Raw genomic sequence first — 20093 nt, forward strand, 5'->3', positions numbered from 1 at the left:
TCCGGACGGGTTCTCCGTCAGAACGCGTTGCGTCAGCTCCCGGGGACCAAAATTCCTCGACCGACCAGGTTCCCGGACTCGAGGTCGTGGATGGCGTCGTTGACCGCAGACAGCGGGTAGGTGGTTGTCTCCAAGGTCACCTTCCCTTGTGCCGTCAGGGCCATCAGCTCGACGAGGTCCTTGTAGGTTCCGACCAGGTTTCCGACCACTTCGATCTCGCGCGACACCAGCTCGATGGTCGGGATGCGCAGCTCGCCGCCGTACCCGACGCAGGAGTAGCTGCCTCGGTTGCGCACCATGGCGGTGCCCTGCTCAGGCGTTGAGTGCTCTCCGACGAAGTCCAGGACGACGTGGGCTCCGCCCTCGGTGATGTCCTGGACCTCGCGCAGGAGTTTCTCGGATCCCTCGGCGGCATTGACCGTGTGATGGGAGCCGACTGAGCGAGCCAGCTCCAGCGCCGGTTCGGAACGATCCACCACCGTGATCGTCGCGGGAGTCGTGGCCGCAAGCGCCTGGATCGCGATGTGCCCCAGACCACCGGAGCCGATGACGACGACATGGGTGCCCGGAGTCAGGAGCCGCTGAGCCTTGCGCACCGCGTGGTACGCGGTCAGGCCGGCGTCGGCGAGGGCGGCGACCTGGATCGGCTGCAGGTTGGCCTCGAGCTTCACGATCGCCCGGGCGTTCGTCAGCAGGAGATCGGACATCCCCCCATCGACGTTCAGACCGGGAAACACCGCGTCCTCGCAGTGCGAGTCGTCGCCGAGGCGACACGGGATGCACAACCCGCAGGTCACGAGGGGGTGCGCGATGACGGCGTCGCCCGGGGCCACATTGTGAACCGCGCTGCCGACCTCCCGCACCCAGCCGGCGTTCTCGTGTCCCAAGACGTAGGGCAGCTGCGGATTCTGGATGTCGGCCCACTGGCCCTCGATCACGTGCAGGTCCGTGCGACACAGGCCGGCAGCGCCGATCTCGACGAGAACGTCGAAAGGCCCCGTCACCTTCGGCTCGTCCACCTCGTCGAGGCTGGGCTCCTTGCCATAGGCATGGACACGAACGGCTTTCATCGCTTGCTCCTCTGAATTGTCATGAAATGGATGGACGGTGCCTGCGTCGTCGCCGCCCTCATGTCGACGCCCGGTCGAGAGTGGTGGGCGACTCGTCGACGCCCCCGCTCACCGCACGCAGCAGGGCGACGAGTGAGACGCCGGCCCACACCCCTTCCAGGAGCAGGAACCCCCATTGACGTCCCTGGGCGGCTTGCACGCTCAGGACCGTCGACCCGATCAGGTTCAGACCCGTGTAGGCGACGGACCGCGTGTCGAGCCGACCGAACTGGGCAAGAACGAACGGGACCAGCACGCACAGCGAGCCAGCGATCTGAATGAGCTGCTTCACGGCGTCAGGACGAGAGTCGCGGGAGGTCGATCTCGCCGGAGCCCTCAATGAATCCGACGAAGCGGATCGGCCCGGAGGGAGGCAGGGGGGGTGCCGAGGCTGTCAGACATGTAGTTGAGCAGCATGCTCACCTTCCCGGCGGCGCCCTCCCACTTGCCGGTGCCCGAGTTGAAGGTCCACGTCCCTTGGTCGACTTCGTCGCTGCGGAACCAGTCCGTCCGGCCGCGCAGCAGGTCGCCATCGGCGTCCTGGAACTCGAGCGCCCCGAATCCAGACGGGACCTCGCCCGCGTTGTCCATCTCGTCCACTCCGACGATCCGCATCTTCAGGTAGTGCGAGCCGGCATTCTCAAAGGAGAATCGACACACAAAGATTCCTTGGTAGGACGCCTGGAGCTGTTCGTCGTTGATGCGAACAGGCGTGGACCAGTCGGCGTGACCGCCGGATGCGATGGTGACCTGGTGCAGTGACATTCACGATCTCCTCGTCTGATTTTCATTTGCCGTCGGGCTATTCAGCACGAGGGGCCCGCGTGGCGGCTACTGGCCGATACGCCGACTTTTGAGGCGGATTTGGTACACCATGGATGATGATTGGCCGATCGGCCGATTGACCCACACCGAGAACCGGTGTGAAGTCCAGCTTGGCGGGATGGGCGAACCGGGTCGCCCCAGATTTTTCGAGCCTTGGGCATACCCGAAGAAGGTCGCCACATGTCACGTGCGTTCTCGCAGAACACCATGGGTGCCGTCGCGCGCATCGGCGCCGCGGCCTCGTCCGCCGCCAGCGTGTCCGAACGGATGGTCGAAATCCTCGATCAGCTCGGGACGGTGATTCCGATCGCGGGATCCATGGTCTCGGTGGTCGATCCGGTGACGAACCGGAGGACGACGGTCACCACCTCCGGCTACTCACCGTCGACCGAGGCATACCTGAACAGTCAGGACTTCCACCACGAAATGATCGCGCCGTACAGCCTGCCACGACTCGGTGCCCCGGTGCGGCTGCGGGACCTGCCGGTAGATCCGATGAGCCTGCGGTGCGTCGCCGAGCATTGGCAACCTGCAGGATTGCTCGAAGGGGCCCTCAGCGCACTCGTCACCGCGGACAACCGCTACGTCGGGTTCGTCGACGTGTCGACCGGCGACCACGCTCACCCCTCCGACGACGCCATCACGGTCGTCGAGCACGTGCTGCCGATCCTGGCGAACGTCGTCGACCCCCTCCAGTCGGCCAAGAGGTTGGTTTCTTCGCTGACCGGTGACTGCTTGGCCGTGGCCCTGGGCGGCGACGGTGAAGTCATCCCGCTGCAGGGCGACCTGAAGCCCGGCATGCTCGAACCGCGCGGCGACCTTTACCCCACCGTGGCGCGGCGGCTGGGAGACAAGCTGTCGTCCACCGCCTTCCTGTGGCCGACGCCCGATGACGGGTGGTACGCCTGTCGGGCCTACCGGTGCCGGGACTACATCGTCGTCCTGGCACCCCGGGCGCTGACTCACGACCACGGACTCACACAGCGGGAGCTGGAGATTCTCACGCTGCTGGTCGACGGGAGCTCGAACGAGGAGATCGCCAGCCGGTTGTGGATCTCCCCCCGCACAGTGAGAGCGCACGTGGAGCATGTCCTGGCCAAGCTCAACGTACCCACGCGAGCGGCCGCGGCCAGCAGAGCGATGGAGAACGGCTTGCTCCTCAGCCCCGAGGTGATTGCGTACGTGAGGTCGCGTAAGCGATAGCAATGTCTTTACTCCGTGATGGCCGATCCGCCAATTGTCGCTCCTGACCGCGTCCCCCCACGATGAGTTCGTTCCACCGCAGCCGGGCAGAAAGCCGGACTCGTTCTCGCACTGATTCAAGTCCTGCCTGAAACGACCGCTGTTCTGCTGAATTCCATTTCGAGTCAGGACAAGGGTGATATCAGTGTTCTCAGTCTCCTTTCCCGAGCAAGCCTCTCTGTATGGCTTCATCTCGGTCGTGTTCTTCGCCGTGGGAACGACGAGTCTGTTTCTGGCGGTCATCGCCATGGGGCTCATCGACAGCGGTCTTGTCCGACGCAAGAGCGTGCTCGACACCTGGGTCCAGAAACTTATGTGCGCCATGTTGGCTGGCTTCGCCATGCTGATCGGCGGCTACGCACTGTGGCAGTGGCAGTTCAACTCCGCACTGGGTGTTCCGAACCCGCTCCGCCAGGCGATGAGCGACTGGTGGATCGGGGGCGAGAACTTCCGGCACATCGCGACGGAGCTGAATCCGACCCTCGTGCCCGGAGCAGACACCCTGCAGTCCTACGGCGCGTTCTTCTTGACCTGGGCCGCCCTGGTGGGTGCCTTGCTCCACAGCGTCGGCATCGAGCGGGCGAAGGCACTGCCCATGTTCGTCCTCTCGATCGTGGCCGGCGGCGTGGTGATGCCGGTGATCGCGTACCTGACCTGGGGCTCCGCCGGACCGCTCAGCAACGCCGGAACGCACGACTACGTGGGGATCTTTGCGATGTACCTGCTCGTCGGTTCCTGGGCACTCGTGCTCGCCTGGCGGATCGGTCCCCGTCTCGGGGCGATGTCCTTCCACCCCCGCACGGCCGGGCCGGCACCACAGAACCTCGGAACCAGCGCGGCGGGAGCCGGCCTGCTCATGGTGGCCCTCCCCATGCCGATCCTCAGCTGTGGCTACTTCGTCCCCGACGTCGGGTATTTCGGCATCTCCCTCACCTCGAGCGGGATGGGACTCGTCCTGACCAACCTCTTCGTCGCCTACTCCGCCGGAGCGATCTCGGGCGGTGTGATCGCATACGTGACGCGCAAACCGGTTCTGGCCATCTTCGGCCCGATCGCGGGATACGTCGCTTGCGCAGCCGGCTTGGACGTGTTCACCCCCGTGGAGACGTTCTTGGTCGCACTCGGGGGCCCTGTCGCCACCTACATCGGCATTCGCACCATGGGGCGACTCGGGATCGACGACACGAAAATTGTTCCGCTCACCCTGTTCGGGGGCACCTACGGCGCCATCGTGACGGGCTTCGTTGCCTGGGGCACCAAGACTGGTGGCTACTTCGACGGCACAGGTAAGTATGCCTTCCAGCATGCCGAGATCACGCCGTGGTGGCAGATTGCGGGCTGGGCGGTCACTGTCGCCATCGCCCTCCTGTCCGGATTGGTTGTCGTCCTGCTCCTGGAGAAGACCGTCGGGCTACGGGTTACGGAGGAGCAGGAAATCGCTGGTCTGGACGTGAGCTACTGGGACTCGCCTCCCTCAGAAGACGACGTCGATCTCGTCGGAGCCGCCGCAGGCCCGGCTCCCGCTGTCGGATCCGTCCGGGTCAACTGAGCCACTCACTCACGCGACAGCGGCGCTGGCCTCACTCACCCATGGACATGGGTAAGTGAGGCCAGCGCGGTGTCGGCTCGAAACGATGGGCATGACGTCATCCGGACCGCGATCGTGGATCGAAACGAGGTCGTCGCCAAAGCGGCCGTGGAGCAGGACATCAGGTCCATCACCGGACTGCTCTCCTCAAGAGCCGAGGGAGCCCTTCGAGACCTTCGAGGAGTCCGGATCCGCCAGACGCACAAACGGTGGCCCCTCCGCCAAACACGCCGACCCTCCCCCGGCAGCTGACTTGTCACGTCCTCGGTCACGAGACCCGGGTCGGACTGACACCAGGACCGGGTCGGGGTGAGGTCCGGGGCCGGTGGGGCCCTCCGTGGCAGGCTGTGGGTCTCGACATCCACCTCTCTCACGGACGGACCACCTATGGAGCTGCGACGGCTGGGCGGGCTCGGACACCAGAGCTCGGTGCTGATCTACGGGGCGGCGGCGCTCGGCGACGTCGACCAGGACACCGCCGACGCCTCGGTCCAGGAGGCCCTCGACGGGGGCATCAACCACTTCGACGTGGCCCGCGACTACGGCGACGCCGAGCTCCGCCTCGCCCCGTGGATGCCTCGGATCCGCGACTCGATCTTCCTGGCCACCAAGACCGGCGAGCGGGACCGGGACGCCGCCTGGGCGCAGATCAACGAGTCGCTCGAGCGGCTGGGCACCGACACCGTCGACCTGCTCCAGCTGCACGCGGTCGGCGACCTCGACGAGCTCGACAAGGTGACCCGCGCCGGCGGTGCGCTCGAGGCCGCGCTGCGCGCGCAGGAGGAGGGCCTGGTCGGCGCCGTCGGCATCACCGGGCACAGCCACACCGCGCCGAGCACGCACCTGGAGGCGCTGCGCCGGCACCCGTTCGCCTCGGTGCTGACCCCGCTGAACCCGGCGCTGTGGCAGGTGCCGGGCTACCGCGAGGACTACGAGGCGCTGGTCGCCGAGGTCCAGCGCCAGGACGCCGCGCTGATGACGATCAAGACCGTCGCGCGCCGCAACTGGCCCCAGGGCGCCGACCAGTCCTTCGCCACCTGGTACGAGCCGCAGAGCGACCCCGGACGGATCCGGGCCGGCGTCTCGTGGGTGCTCGCGCACCCCGAGGTGACCGGGCTGGCGACCCCCGGCGACGTACGCCTGCTCACGCACGTCCTCGCCGCCGAGGCCGACCGGATGCCGGTCCCCGACGCCGAGGCGGTGCTGGCCGGCGACGCGGACTACTCCTCGCCGTTCCTCGACATGCCGATCTAGGACCGGCGACGCTCGGTCAGCGGGCGGCCTCGGCCATCGCGGACTCCAGGCTCCCGAAGGTGCCGGCGTACGTCGCGGTCTGGTCGCCCACGTCTCGGAACTCCAGCCGCCATCCCGTCAGGCAGCGCGACACCATCCACCGACGGCCCCGCTCCCCGATCCCGATGACCGGCTGACTCTCCGTCGCGAACACCACACCCATCTCGCACCCCCGTGCCTCGAAGTGAGGGTCGGTACACCGTTCGTCCCGGCCCAGGACAAGTAGTGACATGAACGGACCGCGGACTCCACCCCTGGGACCGAACAGGGTCCGAATGGACCACCCGCCGCCCCTCCCCCGGACCAGTGCGGTTCCGCACGGGCCACACCCCCGGGACCCAGCCGGGGGACCGCGGGTAGTCCGGACGCAGGTGAAGCCCGGGACAAATCCGCGCGGCTTTTGGTCGAATCGTGAGGGAACCGTGTGAGATGCCCCTAACATCGGTTCGCGGGTGGATGGATCCACGTGGCCTGGTCGGGGGATCGGAGACTGGTGCAGACAGAAGAGAAGCCGGAGCCTGCCGAAGCGATTCGGCAGGTGGAGCACATGCTCCGGTACGACGCCCGGACCGCTCTGGCGCGCGCCCGCACCGAGCTGGACGTCGCCGGGGCCGACCCGGACACCGTCACCTACCAGCGCTGGCTGCTGATCAAGGGCGCCGCACAGGCGCGCATCGGGGACACCGAGGACGGCGCGCGGATCATGCGCGAGGTCAAGGGCTGGGCCGAGGAGCGGGGCGAGGACACCCTGCTCGCGGTGAGCCACCGGCGCCTCTCCGCGCTGTTCCGGCGGGTGGGTGACCCGGCGCTGATGCTCGAGCACGCGGTCGTCGCCGTCGACCTGCTCGACGACGGCGTCGAGGCCGCCATGCACGCCGACCACCTGCTCGGCCTGGCCGACGCGCTGGGCGCCAGCGGCTCCTACGAGGACTCGATCCGGCGCTACAACGAGGCGTCGGTGCTCGCGGACGGCTGCGGCGACCGCTACCTGCAGCTCGCGGTGCTGAACAACCTCTCCTACACGCAGTACGAGGCCGGTCTCTCCTCCGAGGCGGTGGCCACCGCCGAGCGGCTGCGCAAGGAGGCCGAGAGCGACGGCCAGCCCCTGATGACGCACAACGCGGACACGATCGCGCGCGCCTACCTCGCCGTGGGCCGGTTCCACGACGCCGCCGAGGTGCTCGAGCCGCTGATCGCCGGGGCGGACACCGGCGAGGACTGCGACGGCGTGGTCTGCGCGCTGCTCACGCTCACCGAGGTGCGCCGCAAGGCCGGCAGCTTCGACGAGGCGCAGGCGGCGCTGGACCGGGCCAACCAGCTCGCCCAGCACTACGCGCTGTCCGGTCGGCTCATCGAGGGCCTCAGCGAGCAGGCCGAGCTGCACGCCGCCCGCGGCGACTACGAGCGGGCGTTCGAGACGCTGCGCGACTTCCACCGGGCCGACGTCCAGCTGCGGGCGATGGAGCGCGACGGCCGGGCCCGCACCCTGAACGCGATCTTCGAGGCCACCGAGGCCCGCCGCAGCAGCGACTTCTTCCGCGAGCTGTCCGTGCGGGACCCGCTGACCGGGCTGCACAACCGCCGGCACCTCGACGCCCGGCTGCTCGAGCTGCTCGAGCAGGTGCAGTCGGACGGTTCGCACCTGACGGTCGGCCTGGTCGACCTCGACCACTTCAAGCGGATCAACGACACCCGGTCGCACGCGGTCGGCGACGAGGTGCTCCGCCAGGTGGCCCAGCTGCTGCAGACCGCGGCCGAGGAGGTCCCGGGCGGGCTGGCCGCGCGCATGGGCGGCGAGGAGTTCCTGGTGCTGCTGCCGGGCATCGACCGGGCCTCCGGCGTCGTGCGGCTCGACAACCTCCGCCGCCGGATCGCCGCGCACCCCTGGGCGCCGGTCACCGACGGGATCGCCGTGACCGCGAGCGTCGGGGTCGCCTCGGCTCCGGTCGACGAGCTCGAGCGCGGCGCCCTGCTGGCGCTGGCCGACGAGAACCTCTACCGCGCCAAGGCCGACGGCCGCAACCGCGTCGTCGCCTGACCCGTCGGGGCCTACCGTGGGGGGACAACCCCGACGGAAGGACACCACCATGACGGTCGACCGAGGACTGCTCGCCCTGCTCGAGGCCAAGCCAGGCAAGGGCGACGAGCTCGCCGCGTTCCTGGAGCAGGGCCGCGCGCTCGCGGCCGAGGAGGCCGGCACCGTGACCTGGTACGCCTTCCGGCTCAGCGACACGACCTACGGGATCTTCGACACCTTCGAGAACGAGGAGGACCGCCAGGCGCACCTCAACGGCCGGATCCCGGCCGCCCTGGGCCAGGTGGCCCCGGACCTGCTGGCCGCCGACCCCGACATCCGTACGACGGACATCATCGCGGTGAAGTAGGTCCCTCGACGTTCACCGTCGGCACGCCGTCCCCGGCGCGGGCGATCACCGCGACCGACGGCGTGCCCGCGGGGTTGCTCTCGCGGTGCACGGTGAACGCCGGCACGTGCACGAAGTCACCCGCCTCCGCGTCGACGTACCCGTCGTGGCCCTCGAACTCCAGGCGCAGCACGCCGGAGACGACGTACAGGCTGGACTCGTTGCTGTCGTGGTGGTGCCAGCCGGAGACCGCGCCCGGGGCCGTCTCGACCTGACCGGCCCACAGCCCCGGCGCCCCGAAGGCCTGGGACCGCGCCATGCCGGGCGTCGGGTCCGCCGCCACGAGCTCGTCGGCCTTCACCACGCGGACTGGTTCGCTCATCCGACCAGTGTGGCACCCGGCCGTGCGCGCCGGCCGGACCGCCTCGAGAGCGCGTAGGCGCCGGCCACCGTCGCGGCCACCACCGCCGCGAAGCCGACGCCGGCCGGCACGACGCCGACGGCCGCCGAGGTCAGGCCCTCGACCACGACCGGCACCGACATGCCGACGTAGACGACCGCGAAGTAGGCGGAGGTCACCGCCGCCCGGGTGCCGTCCGGCGTGTGCGCGACCAGCGTCGCGAGGCCCTGGCTGAAGCCGACGCCGTGGCCGAGCCCGGACACCAGGCCGCCGAGCACCAGGACCGGCCACCAGCCGGTCACCATGGCGAGGGCCAGCAGCGCCATGCCGGTCACCAGCGCGGCCGCGGCGACCCGCTCCCAGGTGCCCTCGCCGAGCCGGGTCAGCGCGACCTGGCCGACGGCGGAGCCGACGTAGAACGTGGAGATCAGCAGGGCGACCGCGACCGGGCCGGTGACGCCCAGGACCTCGGCGGCGATCGTCGGGGTGACCGCGGTGAACAGGCCGAGCACCGCGAACGCCGCCAGCCCCAGCGCCCCGGTGGCCACGAAGAACGGCCGCACCTCCTCGGGGACGGCGAGCCGCATCCGGTGCAGCCGCGCCCCAGCAGGGCCGGCCCGTTCCGCCGACTCCGGCAGCAGCGCGACGACGACCAGACCCGCCAGGCACAGCCCGAGGTGCACGGCGTACGGCGTCCGCATCGGTGCCGGAGCCCAGGCCACCAGGAGCCCGCCGAGCAGCGGGCCGAGCCCGAGCCCGGTGACGTTCGCGGTCGTCGCGACCAGCGGGGCGCGCCGCGTCCAGGATCCGCGGGCCGTCTCGGTGACCGCGGCCGTCGCGGTGCCGACGAAGATCCCGGCCGACAGCCCGGAGAGCAGCCGCCCGACGAGCAGCACCGCGACGCCGTCGGCGAGCAGGAAGCAGCCGGCGCTGAGCACCGCCGCGACGAGGCCGGCGGCCAGCAGCGGCCGGCGCCCGAGCACGTCCGACCACTGGCCGAAGGCGACCAGCGCGACCAGCACCCCCGCGGCGTACGACGCGTAGACCACCGTCACCGTCACCAGGCCGAACCCGAAGGACTGCTCGTAGGTCCGGTAGACCGAGGACGGCAGCGTCCCGCCGGTCATCACGACGGTCAGCACCAGGGCGAGCGCGACGGTCTGCGGGGCACGGGTCGGGGACGGCACCCGCCCAGCCTGCCCCGATGCCCGGGCGCCCAGTCCTCCTGACCGCGGACCGGGCACCCTGCCGGACCTCCCACGGCGGGGTGCCCGGCCAGCTGCTCCGCTGCCTACTGCCGGGGGTCCTCGAGCGTGACGTCCACGACGGCGACGCGTACGTCGACCGCGTCGGCGGAGTCCAGCAGCACGCCTCGCAGCACGCTGCGGGTCACGGCCCGGCAGAGGTCGCCCAGCGCCGGCAGGTCCAGGTCGTAGCGGGCGACCACCTCGACTTCGACCGCCGTGCACACGTCGCCGTCGAGCTCGAGCCGCAGTCCCGAGGGCGCGGCCCCCTCGACCCCGCTCAGCGCGGCCCGCAGCGCGCTCAGCACCACCCGCTCGTTGACGTGCGTCGTCGAGCCGAGCTCGTCGGTCAGCGGCACCAGCACGGAGCGGCCCGGGCGGACCGTCCCGCGGATCCGGCGCATCACCCCGCCGGCGGTCTGCTCCCAGTCCGGGGCGGCCGTCGGCTCCTCGCGCGCCAGCGCGGCGGCCCGGTCGAGCGGGTCGGGGGTCTCGCTCATCGCCACGCCTCCATCCTCCTCGCCAGTGCCTCGCGGCTGCGGTGCAGCAGTCCCCGCACGCTCGTCGGGGTGATGCTCAGTGCGGTCGCGATCTCGTCGTACGACAGGCCCTCGACCTCACGGAGCAGCCAGCACGACCGCTGCCGGATCGGCAGCTCCTGGAGCGCCGCCCGCAGCGCGCCGAGCAGCTGGCTCTCCATCGCCCCGCCCAGCGTCACGTCGGAGACCGACTCTATGTGCCGCTCGAGGGCCTCGTCCTCCAGCGGGGTCGGCTTGCGCGTGCGCTGCAGGTCGGCCGCCCGGCGCGAGACCAGGGTGAACAGCCAGGTGCGCAGGGTGGACTCGCCGCGGAACCCGTCGAGGCTGCGCCAGGCGGAGACCAGCGCCTCCTGCGTCGCGTCGGACGCGTCGTCGTCGTCGCCGAGGATGAACCGGGCGTAGCGCCGCATCCCCGGGCCGTGCCGGTCGACGATCACGGCGAAGGCGTCGGTGTCCCCGAGCCGGGCCGCGCGCGCCAGCGCGGCGTCGCTGCGCTGCTGGTCCACGCCCCTCTTGTGCCCCGACCCCCTGCGTCGAACCCTGGGAGGGGCGACGTGTCCCACGTCACCCGGACCGTCGCGTGAGGTTTCCGCTCCCCGGCGCGACCCACCTCTGACACACGAGATCGCAGACGACGAAGGAGCCAGACATGGCCGAGCAGACCAGCACGCCGATCACGGGCAGGACCACCGACATCGCCACCCAGGGCACCGGCGCCCTCGCGAGCGACCACGGCAAGACCGCCATCGCGGACACCGTCGTGTCGAAGATCGCCGGCATCGCGACCCGCGAGGTGAGCGGCGTCTACAACCTCGGCGGCGGCGCGACCCGTGCGGTCGGCGCGATCCGCGAGCGCATCCCGGGCTCGCGCACCAACTTCGGCCAGGGCGTCACCGTCGAGGTCGGCGAGCGGCAGGCCGCGATCGACGTGGACCTCGTCGCGGAGTTCGGTGTCGCGATCGCCGACCTGGCAGCCGGGGTACGCCGCAACGTGATCTCCTCGGTGGAGCGGATGACCGGTCTCGAGGTCACCGAGGTCAACATCACGGTGCACGACGTCCACCTCGAGAACGAGGACGACGACACCGAGCCCGCCCCGAGCCGCGTCGAGTGACCAGCGGTACCCCCGGCCCCGCCACCGGCACCACCGGCGGGCCCGAGCTCGTGGACGCCGTGGCCGAGACCGTGCGCGCCGTCCCCGGAGTCCACGACCTGCACGGCGGCGTCCTCGGCGAGGTGGGCACCTACCTCCCAGGTCGTCGCGTGGCCGGCGTACGCCTGACCGACGACGGCTGCGACCTGCACATCGCCGCGACCCGCGTGGCACCGCTTGCCGACACCGTCCGGGCGGTGCGCGCCGCGGTCCGCCCGCTGGTCACCGGCCGCATCGACGTGACCGTCGAGGACGTGGTCGCGTGAGCGGCCCGGTGGACGTCGCAGGGGACGCCGCGGCGCGGGCCCGGCACGCGCGCCGCGAGCTGGTCAAGCTGCACCACCCGGACCGCGGCGGCGACGCGGAGCGGTTCGTCGAGGTCCTCGCGGCCCTCGACCCGCTGCCCGCCCGCGCGGACCACCCGCGCACCCCCGGCGTGCCCCCGACGCCGGCACGACCCTCCGGGGGCCGGCGCCGCCGCGCCCTGCTGCTCGGCGTGCGCGCCGGGCTGCCCCGACGGATACCGGGAGCCCGCCGCTATGCGACCTACTGACGAACTGCACGGGGACACCACACCCCCAAGGAGTGACATGAACCGCTCGACGCTCGGACTCCTGGCCGGCCTGCTGCTGGCCGTCGCCACCGTGATCGGCGGCCTGCTCGGGCTGCTGCTCGCGATCGTGCTCGGTGGCCTCGGCTTCGCCGTGGGCGCCTACCTCGACGGGGACTTCGACCCTGCCGAGCTGACCCGGAGCCGTCGGCGTGGCTGAGCCCACCCGCCCCGCCGCCGGCGCGGAGGACTCCGCCGGCGAGCGGGGCAGCCTCGAGCTCGCCCCGCGCGTGGTCACCCGGATCGCCGAGCTCTCGGCGCTGCAGGTCGCCCACGTGGTCCGGCGCTCCGAGGGGATCGAACGGCTCGTCGGCCGCCGGCTGCCGCGCGCGTCCGCGTCCCTGGACCGGGACCGGGTCCGCATCGAGGTCGACGTGGCCGTGCAGTGGCCCTGTCCCGTCGAGGAGGTGGCGGGGCAGGTGCGCCACCACGTGGCGGCCGAGACGGCCCGGCTGACCGGGCTGACGGTCCGCTCCACCGAGGTGACCGTGCACGCCGTGACCCGCGAGAGCACCCCCCAGCGCCCCCCGAGGAGGGTCCAGTGAGCACGTCCACCCGCACCCGGGTCACCCCGCCCGCCCCCCGCGCCGTGCCCGCGGCCGCCTGGCTCGGCCCCGCCGCGGCCGTCCTGCTGCTCGCGCTCGGCGTGGTCGCCGGCCAGGACGCGCTGGCCCGCTGGGGCGTGACGTCCGTGGGGGCGTCCTGGCTCGGTTCGACCCTCGACGGCCTCGACGGGCTCCGCGCCGCCACCTGGACCGTGCCCGTGGGCATCGCCCTGGTGGTGGTCGGGCTGGTGCTGCTGGTCACGGCCCTCAAGCCGCGCCGCCGCACCCACGTCCCGGTCGAGGCGGCCGCCGACCTCTGGCTGGCCCCCGCCGCACTGTCCGCCCTCGCCCGCGACGCCGCCGAGGGCGTGCGCGGGGTCTCCCGGGTCTCGGTCGCCGCCACCCGCACCGCCGTGCGCGTGCGGGCCGCCGCCGACCACCCCGACGAGGTCGCCGGCCCCGTCGAGGAAGCCGTGCGGGCCCGTCTCGCCGGCGCGCAGGTGAAGGTCACCGTGCGCACCCACCGTCTTCCCGGCGAAGGAGCAGACCAGTGACCCGCACGCTCGTCGCGATCGACCGGACCGTCGGGGTCCTCCTCGCGCTGGCGCTGGTCGCCGGCGGGCTCCTGCTGGTGGACTGGCGGCTGGACCTCGTCACCTCCCTGCCGGACGGCGTGCGGATCTCCCCGCTGCTCGACGCGGCGGCGGCGCCCTGGTGGCCGTTCGCCACCGCGGTCGCCGCGGTCGTGCTGGCCCTGGTCGGGCTGCGCTGGATCGTGGCGCACCTGCCCCGGCTGGGCAACCCGGACACCCGGCTCGCCGACAGCTCGGGCGCCGGCCGGCTCAACCTGGACACCGCCTCGGTGGCCCGGGCGACCGCCGCCGACCTCCAGTCCGACAGCGTGCTGCCGCAGGCCCGCGGCCGGGTCCAGGTCCGCCGCGGCCGGCCGACGGTGCAGCTCGACGCGCACTGCGCCCCCGGGGCCGACGTCGCCGAGCTGCGGGAGCGGGCCGAGCAGGTCACGCGCGACATGGCCCGGGCGTTCCCGTCCGGCGACCTGCCGCTGCGCGTGGTCGTCGACGCCCCCCGGCGCCGGGACCGCGGCCGCCGTACGACGCCCCGGGTGCAGTGACCGCTCAGCCGGCGTCGAACGCCCAGCGCACCCGGCGCCGGTAGGTCTCGCCCGGGCGCAGCGTGGCGTCGCCGAACGCCGGCCGGTTCGGGGTGTCGGGGAACGCCTGCGGCTCGAGCGCGACCCCGTCGCCCTGCCGGTAGCCGCGCCCGGAGGGGCCGACGACCGTCCCGTCGAGGAAGTTGCCGGTGTACACCTGCAGGCCGGGGGCGTCGGTGGACAGGGTCAGCGCGAGGTCGCGGGTCCGCAGCGTCGCCACCTCCCGCATGCCGCTGCCGCGCAGCACCAGGTTGTGGTCGATCCCCCGGGCGGCGAGCAGCTGCGGGTGCCCGGTGCGTACGGCGTCCCCGAGGCGGGTCGCGGCCCGCAGGTCGAACGGCGTGCCGTCGACCGCGGCCAGCTCCCCGGTGGGAAGCAGCCGCGCGTCGGTCGGGGTGTAGGCGTCCGCGTGCACCGACAGCGTGTGGTCGTCGACGGACCCGGCGCCCTCGCCGTCGAGCTGGAAGTAGGAGTGCTGGGTCAGGCTGACCGGCGTCGGCGCGTCCGTCGTGGCGGTGAGCTCGACGGCGACCGCCCCGCCCTCGACGGTGCCCTCGACGGTGCCCTCGACGGTGTAGGTCACGCTCGCCCGGACCGTCCCGGGGAACCCCTGGTCGCCGTCGGGGCTGACCAGCGTGAAGGTCGCCGAGTCCGGGCCCAGCGCCGCGAGGGTCCAGTCCCGGGTGTCGAACCCGGCCGGCCCGCCGTGCAGCGTGCTGCCGTTCTCGTTGACCGCCAGGGCGTACGTCGTCCCGTCGAGGTCGAAGCGGCCGTCGGCGATCCGGTTCGCGAAGCGGCCGACCGTCGCGCCGAGGAACGCCGTGCCCGCGACGTACTCCTCGCGGGTGCGGTGCCCGAGCACCACGTTGCGCGGTCCGCTCGGCGTCGGCACCAGCAGCCGGTGCACCGTGGCGCCGTACGCCAGGAGCTCGACACGCAGGCCGTCCGCCGGACCGATCAGATGCGTCTCCACGGGTGCGAGTGTAGGAAGGGGCCATGGAACAACGAACCCTGGGCAGGACGGGCCGCTCGGTCTCCGTCGTCGGACTCGGCACGTGGCAGCTCGGCGCGGACTGGGGGGAGGTGTCCGAGGACGACGCCCGCGCGGTCCTCGACGCCTCCGTCGAGGAGGGCGTCACCTTCTTCGACACCGCGGACGTCTACGGGGACGGGCGCAGCGAGACGGTGATCGGCCGCTTCCTGGCCGACCGTCCCGACGCCGGCGTCACCGTGGCCACCAAGATGGGCCGCCGCGTCGAGCAGGTCCCCGAGAACTACGTGCTCGACCACTTCCGGGCCTGGACCGACCGCTCGCGCCGCAACCTCGGCGTGGACACCCTCGACCTCGTCCAGCTGCACTGCCCGCCGACGTCGGTGTACTCCGACGACGCGGTCTACGACGCGCTCGACACCCTCGTCGAGGACGGTGCGGTGGCGGCGTACGGCGTCAGCGTGGAGAAGGTCGAGGAGGCGCTGGCCGCGCTCGCCCGCCCGCACGTCGCGACCGTGCAGATCATCGCCAACGCGTTCCGGCTCAAGCCGCTCGAGGCGGTGTTCCCGGCGGCCGCCGAGGCCGGCGTCGGGATCATCGTCCGGGTCCCGCTGGCCTCCGGCCTGCTGTCCGGCAAGTACGACGCGGGCACCACGTTCGCGGCGGACGACCACCGCTCCTACAACCGCGACGGGAGCGCGTTCGACGTCGGGGAGACCTTCTCGGGCGTGGACTACGAGACCGGGCTGGTCGCCGCGCGCGAGTTCGGCGAGCTGGTCGCCGCCGAGGCGCCGGCGGGCACCACCTCGGCGCAGGCGGCGCTGGCCTGGCTGTGCCAGCAGCCGGCCGTGTCCAGCGTGATCCCGGGCGCCCGCAACGTCGAGCAGGCCCGGGCGAACGCGGCCGCGGGCCGGGTCGGGCCGCTCGGCGAGGCGTTCGACGCCGGCGTCCGGCGGATCTACGACACCCACCTGCGGTCCACGATCCACCCCCGCTGGTAGGCCGCGCGACGGCGTCGCGGAGCGCCCGACTTCGGCCTGGAATCGGGCAGAACTCGGGCGCTCCGAAGGCATATCTCGGGCGGGTGAGCGCTGCCACCGGCCTTTGACCGATCCAATAGCCGGGCACCGGACCTTGTGAGTACATTCACCAGCACCTCGAGCCGTCGGGCTTGCTCGACGGCCGTCGGGGTACCGACCCAGTGGCCCGCAACGACGCGGCCGACTCAACTCCACAGATCGACTCCACGACACACCACCGACCCCGTCGGTGGCCGTCCGTCGTTCCCCGACCCGGGGCGAGGACGCGAATGCGCGAGAGGAACCGGTGAGCATGACCGCCGACACGACCCAGCCCCACATCGGGCAGAGCGCCGCCACGACCCACGAGGGCATCCTCGCCTGGGTGGACGAGGTCGCCGAGCTCACCCAGCCGGACCGGGTGCACTGGTGCACCGGCTCCGACGAGGAGTGGACCGAGCTCACCGACGCCCTGGTGGCGAGCGGCACCTTCACCCGGCTGAACGCTGACAAGAAGCCGAACTCCTTCCACGCGGCCTCCGACCCCACCGACGTGGCACGCGTCGAGGACCGGACCTTCATCTGCAGCGTCGACGAGAAGGACTGCGGGCCCACCAACAACTGGATGGACCCGCAGGAGATGAAGGCGATCATGACCGACCTCTACCGCGGGTGCATGCGGGGTCGGACCATGTACGTCGTCCCGTTCGTGATGGGCCACCTCGAGGCCGACAGCCCGATGTTCGGCGTGGAGATCACCGACTCGGCGTACGTCGTCGCCTCGATGCGGGTGATGGCCCGCATGGGCAGCAACGTGCTGCGCCGGATGGAGGAGGTCGGCGCGACGTTCGTGCCCGCCCTGCACTCGGTGGGCATGCCGCTGGTCGACGGCCGCGCCGACGTCTCGTGGCCCTGCAACGACACGAAGTACATCGTGCAGTTCCCCGAGGAGCGGATGATCTGGTCCTTCGGCTCGGGCTACGGCGGCAACGCGCTGCTCGGCAAGAAGTGCTACGCGCTGCGGATCGCCAGCGTGATGGCGCGTGACGAGGGCTGGCTCGCCGAGCACATGCTGATCCTCAAGCTGACCAGCCCCGAGGGCGTCCGCAAGTACATCGCGGCCGCGTTCCCGAGCGCGTGCGGCAAGACCAACCTGGCGATGCTCGCGCCGACCATCCCGGGCTGGAAGGTCGAGACGCTCGGCGACGACATCGCCTGGATGCGGATCGGCGACGACGGCCGGCTCTACGCGGTGAACCCGGAGTTCGGCTTCTTCGGCGTCGCACCCGGCACCAACGAGCTGACCAACCCCAACGCGATGCGCACCATCGACATCGGCAACTCGGTGTTCACCAACGTCGCGCTCACCGACGACGGCGACGTGTGGTGGGAGGGCCTGGAGAACACCCCCGCCCACGCCACGTCCTGGAAGGGCGAGGACTGGACCCCCGACAGCGACGAGCTGTCGAGCCACCCGAACAGCCGCTACTGCACGCCGATCAAGCAGTGCCCGATCCTCGCACCGGAGTACGACGACCCGCGCGGCGTACCCATCGACGCGATCCTGTTCGGCGGGCGGCGCAAGACCACCGTGCCGCTGGTCACCGAGGCCCGGGACTGGACCCACGGCACGTTCATGGGTGCCACGCTCAGCTCGGAGACGACCGCCGCGGCGGTCGGCCAGGTCGGCGTCGTGCGCCGCGACCCGATGGCGATGCTGCCGTTCATCGGCTACAACGCCGGTGACTACTTCAACCACTGGATCACCGTCGGCAAGGACAACGACGCCGCCAAGCTGCCGAAGATCTTCTACGTCAACTGGTTCCGCCGCGACGAGGACGGCGGCTTCCTGTGGCCCGGCTTCGGCGAGAACAGCCGGGTGCTCAAGTGGGTCGTGGAGCGCATGGAGGGCCAGGCCGAGGCGGTCGAGACCCCGATCGGCTACGTGCCGACGCCCGGCTCGCTCGACACCGACGGCCTCGACATGACCGAGGAAGAGCTGGCCCAGGCCCTCGCCGTCGACGTCGAGGAGTGGAAGGCCGAGATCCCGCAGATCACCGAGTGGTTCGAGAAGTTCGGCGAGAACCTCCCCGCCGTGCTGTGGACCGAGCTCGACGGCCTGAAGGCTCGTCTGGGCGCCTGACCCCAGCCCGTCGAGGGCCCTCTCCGCGCGGCGGGGAGGGCCCTCGTTCTTCGGTGGTGCTGCCGTGGGACGCGGACCCGCTGCGGCATACTGTCGCCCTGGCACACGGGGTGGAATCGGAGGGGCGAGTGACCCGCAGTAGCTACGGGCCGGAGCAACGGCACCTGCTGGAGTCCACCGCGTCCCGGATCTACAGCAACGCGGTCGCCCACGGGTCCCTGCGCACCGACGACCCCCGGCTCGCCGCCGGCAGCGAGCAGCGCCCCGCCCTCGACCTGCTCGTGGACCTCGGGCTGCTGCGCCTCGACGAGGACCTCGGCCGGCTCTTCCCGGTCGACCCCGCCGCCATCCAGTCCCAGGTGGTCGTGCCGCTGGGCATCCAGGGCGCCGAGCTGCTCACCGAGTCCGCCCGCTGGGCCGACGCCTTCGGTGAGCTGGGGCAGACGTTCCGGACCTCCCCGCAGGTCTCGGTGAGCCCGCTGACCGAGATCCACGGCATCGAGAACATCAACAACTTCATCCGGGCCGCGGTCAGCGACTGCCGCGGCGAGCTGCTCACCGCCCAGCCGTCCGGGCGGCGCAAGGCGACCACGCTGGCCGTCGCCGAGGAGCGCGACGTCAAGGCCCTCGAGCGGGGCGTGAAGATGCGCACGCTCTACCAGCACCCGGCCCGGCACAGCCCGGCCACCCGCAACTACGTCGCCGACATCGTCGCCCGCGGCGCCGAGGTGCGCACCCTCGACGAGTTCTTCAAGCGGCTGATCGTGGTGGACCGCAAGCTGGCGATCATCCCCGGTCCGGCCGGCAACGAGATGGCGGTGGCGATCCGCGAGCGCTCGCTGATCTCCTACCTCGTGGACATCTTCGAGCGGTCCTGGGAGCGGGCCCAGCCGTTCAGCCTCAGCGGCAACCAGGTCGAGCGCAACATCGCCGCCGACGTCCGGGCGATGTCGATCCGGCTGCTCGTGGAGGGCCACAGCGACCCGGCGAGCGCCAAGCGGCTCGGGGTCAGCACCCGGACCTACGCGGGCTACATCGCCGCCCTCAAGGACGAGTTCGGGGTGCAGACCCGCTTCCAGCTCGGCTACGCGATGGGCGCCGACGCCGGACCGGAGCGGTCCGGCTCGTTCGGCCACGCCGACGACGACGACGGCTTCGACGACCTCTGACCCCGGGGTCCGACATCGGTGACCCCCTGGGTCACGCGCCGGCACCGGTGTCGGGACACGGGCCCGGACGTGCTGCGAGGACAGTCACCGAAGTGACTGTCCTCGCGGGGCGGACGGAGAACGGGCCGGGGGGATGGCTCGGGAACGAACTGCCGGGGGGGGATGACTCGTTCGTCCTGTTCTCACGTCCTGCGGTGCGACCTTCCGGGGGGACCAGAAGCCGACCGTGTACGGGGGGTGCCGGGTCAGTCCCAGCCGGTGTCGCTCGCGGCGACCCTGGTGAGGGTGTGGCCCGTGGTGCTGCTCGTGGGCGCCTTCAGGTCCCAGCCCGTGTCCCGTGCCTGGGCGGGAGCGAACCCGCCGACCGCGAACGCGCTGACCAGAAGGAGCCCGGCAAAGAACTTGGCAACCGTGCGGTTCTCTTTCATGGATACCTCGTGCTCTGTCACGGAGAGCTCAGGGGTGCTCTCCTGCGTCTAGTGTCGGTGCACGGAACTCCCTGCGGCCACAAAACCGGCCCGCATGAGTGTGCACTGCACGTTCCTGCAGAATCGACATACTGCTGCGGGAACCTGCGTGATGCCTTATAGTGCGCGCAGCGCTCCGGCAGCCGGTGCGAACCCATGGATAGGGTCCAAACCGACGAAAGAACCACCCCGGAGCGCCTCGCACATGCTTGCGTAGTTGTG

The 20093-nt window shown here is 71.4% G+C and carries 25 protein-coding genes; 15 read left to right on the top strand and 10 right to left on the bottom strand.

Annotated features, from left to right (window positions below; all coding sequences use genetic code 11):
* Positions 1-32 precede the first annotated feature (32 nt).
* Genes KRR39_RS19255 through KRR39_RS19265 form a run of 3 tightly spaced genes read right to left on the bottom strand, consistent with a single transcriptional unit; the run spans position 33 to position 1874 of the window.
* A complete protein-coding gene (locus tag KRR39_RS19255) occupies positions 33-1070 on the bottom strand; it encodes an NAD(P)-dependent alcohol dehydrogenase (protein ID WP_216939055.1) in 1038 nt (345 codons plus the stop codon).
* 58 nt (positions 1071-1128) lie between these two features.
* On the bottom strand, positions 1129-1401 hold the full coding sequence (locus tag KRR39_RS19260) for a CBU_0592 family membrane protein (RefSeq protein ID WP_216939056.1): 273 nt from the start codon (positions 1399-1401) through the stop codon (positions 1129-1131).
* 44 nt (positions 1402-1445) lie between these two features.
* Positions 1446-1874, bottom strand: a complete 429-nt coding sequence (locus KRR39_RS19265) for a hypothetical protein (protein WP_216939057.1) — start codon at positions 1872-1874, stop codon at positions 1446-1448.
* 240 nt (positions 1875-2114) lie between these two features.
* Between KRR39_RS19265 and KRR39_RS19270 the strand changes: the two genes are divergently transcribed.
* From KRR39_RS19270 to KRR39_RS19280, 3 genes are all read left to right on the top strand, one after another.
* Complete coding sequence (locus KRR39_RS19270) at positions 2115-3137, top strand: helix-turn-helix transcriptional regulator (protein ID WP_216939058.1); 1023 nt, start codon at positions 2115-2117, stop codon at positions 3135-3137.
* Positions 3138-3321: 184 nt separating this feature from the next.
* Complete coding sequence (locus KRR39_RS19275) at positions 3322-4725, top strand: ammonium transporter family protein (protein WP_216939059.1); 1404 nt, start codon at positions 3322-3324, stop codon at positions 4723-4725.
* A 426-nt stretch (positions 4726-5151) separates the two neighbouring features.
* A complete protein-coding gene (locus KRR39_RS19280) occupies positions 5152-6018 on the top strand; it encodes an aldo/keto reductase (RefSeq protein WP_216939060.1) in 867 nt (288 codons plus the stop codon).
* A gap of 16 nt (positions 6019-6034) precedes the next feature.
* Here the strand turns inward: KRR39_RS19280 and KRR39_RS19285 are convergent, their stop codons facing one another.
* Complete coding sequence (locus KRR39_RS19285) at positions 6035-6211, bottom strand: hypothetical protein (RefSeq protein ID WP_216939061.1); 177 nt, start codon at positions 6209-6211, stop codon at positions 6035-6037.
* 393 nt (positions 6212-6604) lie between these two features.
* Between KRR39_RS19285 and KRR39_RS19290 the strand changes: the two genes are divergently transcribed.
* Together KRR39_RS19290 and KRR39_RS19295 are read left to right on the top strand one after the other, a co-directional pair.
* Positions 6605-8095: a tetratricopeptide repeat-containing diguanylate cyclase gene (locus KRR39_RS19290; RefSeq protein WP_216939062.1), complete on the top strand. Its 1491-nt coding sequence runs from the start codon at positions 6605-6607 to the stop codon at positions 8093-8095.
* A gap of 49 nt (positions 8096-8144) precedes the next feature.
* Entirely contained in the window at positions 8145-8441 is a 297-nt protein-coding gene (locus KRR39_RS19295) for a putative quinol monooxygenase (RefSeq protein WP_216939063.1), read from the top strand.
* On the opposite strand, the gene KRR39_RS19300 is transcribed toward KRR39_RS19295, so the two are convergent.
* The 4 genes from KRR39_RS19300 to KRR39_RS19315 form a co-directional block, all read right to left on the bottom strand.
* On the bottom strand, positions 8425-8802 hold the full coding sequence (locus KRR39_RS19300) for a cupin domain-containing protein (protein WP_216939064.1): 378 nt from the start codon (positions 8800-8802) through the stop codon (positions 8425-8427). The two genes, KRR39_RS19295 and KRR39_RS19300, sit on opposite strands and share 17 nt — an antisense overlap.
* Positions 8799-10007, bottom strand: a complete 1209-nt coding sequence (locus KRR39_RS19305; RefSeq protein ID WP_216939065.1) for an MFS transporter — start codon at positions 10005-10007, stop codon at positions 8799-8801. The genes KRR39_RS19300 and KRR39_RS19305 overlap by 4 nt, the downstream gene beginning before the upstream one ends.
* A 104-nt stretch (positions 10008-10111) precedes the next feature.
* Positions 10112-10564, bottom strand: a complete 453-nt coding sequence (locus KRR39_RS19310; RefSeq protein WP_216939066.1) for a hypothetical protein — start codon at positions 10562-10564, stop codon at positions 10112-10114.
* Positions 10561-11109: an RNA polymerase sigma factor gene (locus KRR39_RS19315; RefSeq protein WP_254185273.1), complete on the bottom strand. Its 549-nt coding sequence runs from the start codon at positions 11107-11109 to the stop codon at positions 10561-10563. Before KRR39_RS19315 ends, KRR39_RS19310 begins: the two co-directional genes overlap by 4 nt.
* Positions 11110-11252: 143 nt before the next feature.
* Between KRR39_RS19315 and KRR39_RS19320 the strand changes: the two genes are divergently transcribed.
* The 7 genes from KRR39_RS19320 to KRR39_RS19350 are packed head-to-tail and all read left to right on the top strand — an operon-like array spanning position 11253 to position 14043.
* A complete protein-coding gene (locus KRR39_RS19320) occupies positions 11253-11717 on the top strand; it encodes an Asp23/Gls24 family envelope stress response protein (RefSeq protein WP_216939067.1) in 465 nt (154 codons plus the stop codon).
* Complete coding sequence (locus tag KRR39_RS19325) at positions 11714-12022, top strand: hypothetical protein (RefSeq protein WP_216939068.1); 309 nt, start codon at positions 11714-11716, stop codon at positions 12020-12022. Before KRR39_RS19320 ends, KRR39_RS19325 begins: the two co-directional genes overlap by 4 nt.
* Positions 12019-12309 (top strand): hypothetical protein, encoded by a 291-nt coding sequence (locus KRR39_RS19330; protein ID WP_216939069.1) that lies wholly within the window; start codon positions 12019-12021, stop codon positions 12307-12309. Before KRR39_RS19325 ends, KRR39_RS19330 begins: the two co-directional genes overlap by 4 nt.
* A gap of 37 nt (positions 12310-12346) precedes the next feature.
* A complete protein-coding gene (locus KRR39_RS19335) occupies positions 12347-12526 on the top strand; it encodes a hypothetical protein (RefSeq protein WP_216939070.1) in 180 nt (59 codons plus the stop codon).
* The gene (locus tag KRR39_RS19340) at positions 12519-12911 is read left to right on the top strand and encodes an Asp23/Gls24 family envelope stress response protein (protein ID WP_216939071.1); all 393 of its coding nucleotides are present in this window, start codon (positions 12519-12521) and stop codon (positions 12909-12911) included. The genes KRR39_RS19335 and KRR39_RS19340 overlap by 8 nt, the downstream gene beginning before the upstream one ends.
* Positions 12908-13465 (top strand): DUF6286 domain-containing protein, encoded by a 558-nt coding sequence (locus KRR39_RS19345; RefSeq protein WP_216939072.1) that lies wholly within the window; start codon positions 12908-12910, stop codon positions 13463-13465. Before KRR39_RS19340 ends, KRR39_RS19345 begins: the two co-directional genes overlap by 4 nt.
* Positions 13462-14043 (top strand): hypothetical protein, encoded by a 582-nt coding sequence (locus KRR39_RS19350; RefSeq protein WP_216939073.1) that lies wholly within the window; start codon positions 13462-13464, stop codon positions 14041-14043. Before KRR39_RS19345 ends, KRR39_RS19350 begins: the two co-directional genes overlap by 4 nt.
* 4 nt (positions 14044-14047) lie before the next feature.
* On the opposite strand, the gene KRR39_RS19355 is transcribed toward KRR39_RS19350, so the two are convergent.
* Entirely contained in the window at positions 14048-15055 is a 1008-nt protein-coding gene (locus KRR39_RS19355) for an aldose epimerase family protein (protein WP_216939074.1), read from the bottom strand.
* A gap of 23 nt (positions 15056-15078) precedes the next feature.
* On the opposite strand from KRR39_RS19355, the gene KRR39_RS19360 reads away from it, so the two are divergent.
* From KRR39_RS19360 to KRR39_RS19370, 3 genes are all read left to right on the top strand, one after another.
* The gene (locus KRR39_RS19360; RefSeq protein ID WP_216939075.1) at positions 15079-16074 is read left to right on the top strand and encodes an aldo/keto reductase; all 996 of its coding nucleotides are present in this window, start codon (positions 15079-15081) and stop codon (positions 16072-16074) included.
* Between the two features lie 331 nt (positions 16075-16405).
* Positions 16406-18235, top strand: coding sequence for a phosphoenolpyruvate carboxykinase (GTP) (locus KRR39_RS19365; protein ID WP_216939076.1), 1830 nt, complete (start codon positions 16406-16408; stop codon positions 18233-18235).
* 128 nt (positions 18236-18363) lie between these two features.
* Positions 18364-19404: a phospholipase D-like domain-containing protein gene (locus KRR39_RS19370; protein ID WP_216939077.1), complete on the top strand. Its 1041-nt coding sequence runs from the start codon at positions 18364-18366 to the stop codon at positions 19402-19404.
* Positions 19405-19649: 245 nt separating this feature from the next.
* Here the strand turns inward: KRR39_RS19370 and KRR39_RS19375 are convergent, their stop codons facing one another.
* Positions 19650-19832 (bottom strand): hypothetical protein, encoded by a 183-nt coding sequence (locus KRR39_RS19375; RefSeq protein WP_216939078.1) that lies wholly within the window; start codon positions 19830-19832, stop codon positions 19650-19652.
* Positions 19833-20093: the final 261 nt, after the last annotated feature.

Source organism: Nocardioides panacis (genome assembly GCF_019039255.1).
In the GTDB taxonomy this organism is placed as follows: domain Bacteria; phylum Actinomycetota; class Actinomycetes; order Propionibacteriales; family Nocardioidaceae; genus Nocardioides_B; species Nocardioides_B panacis.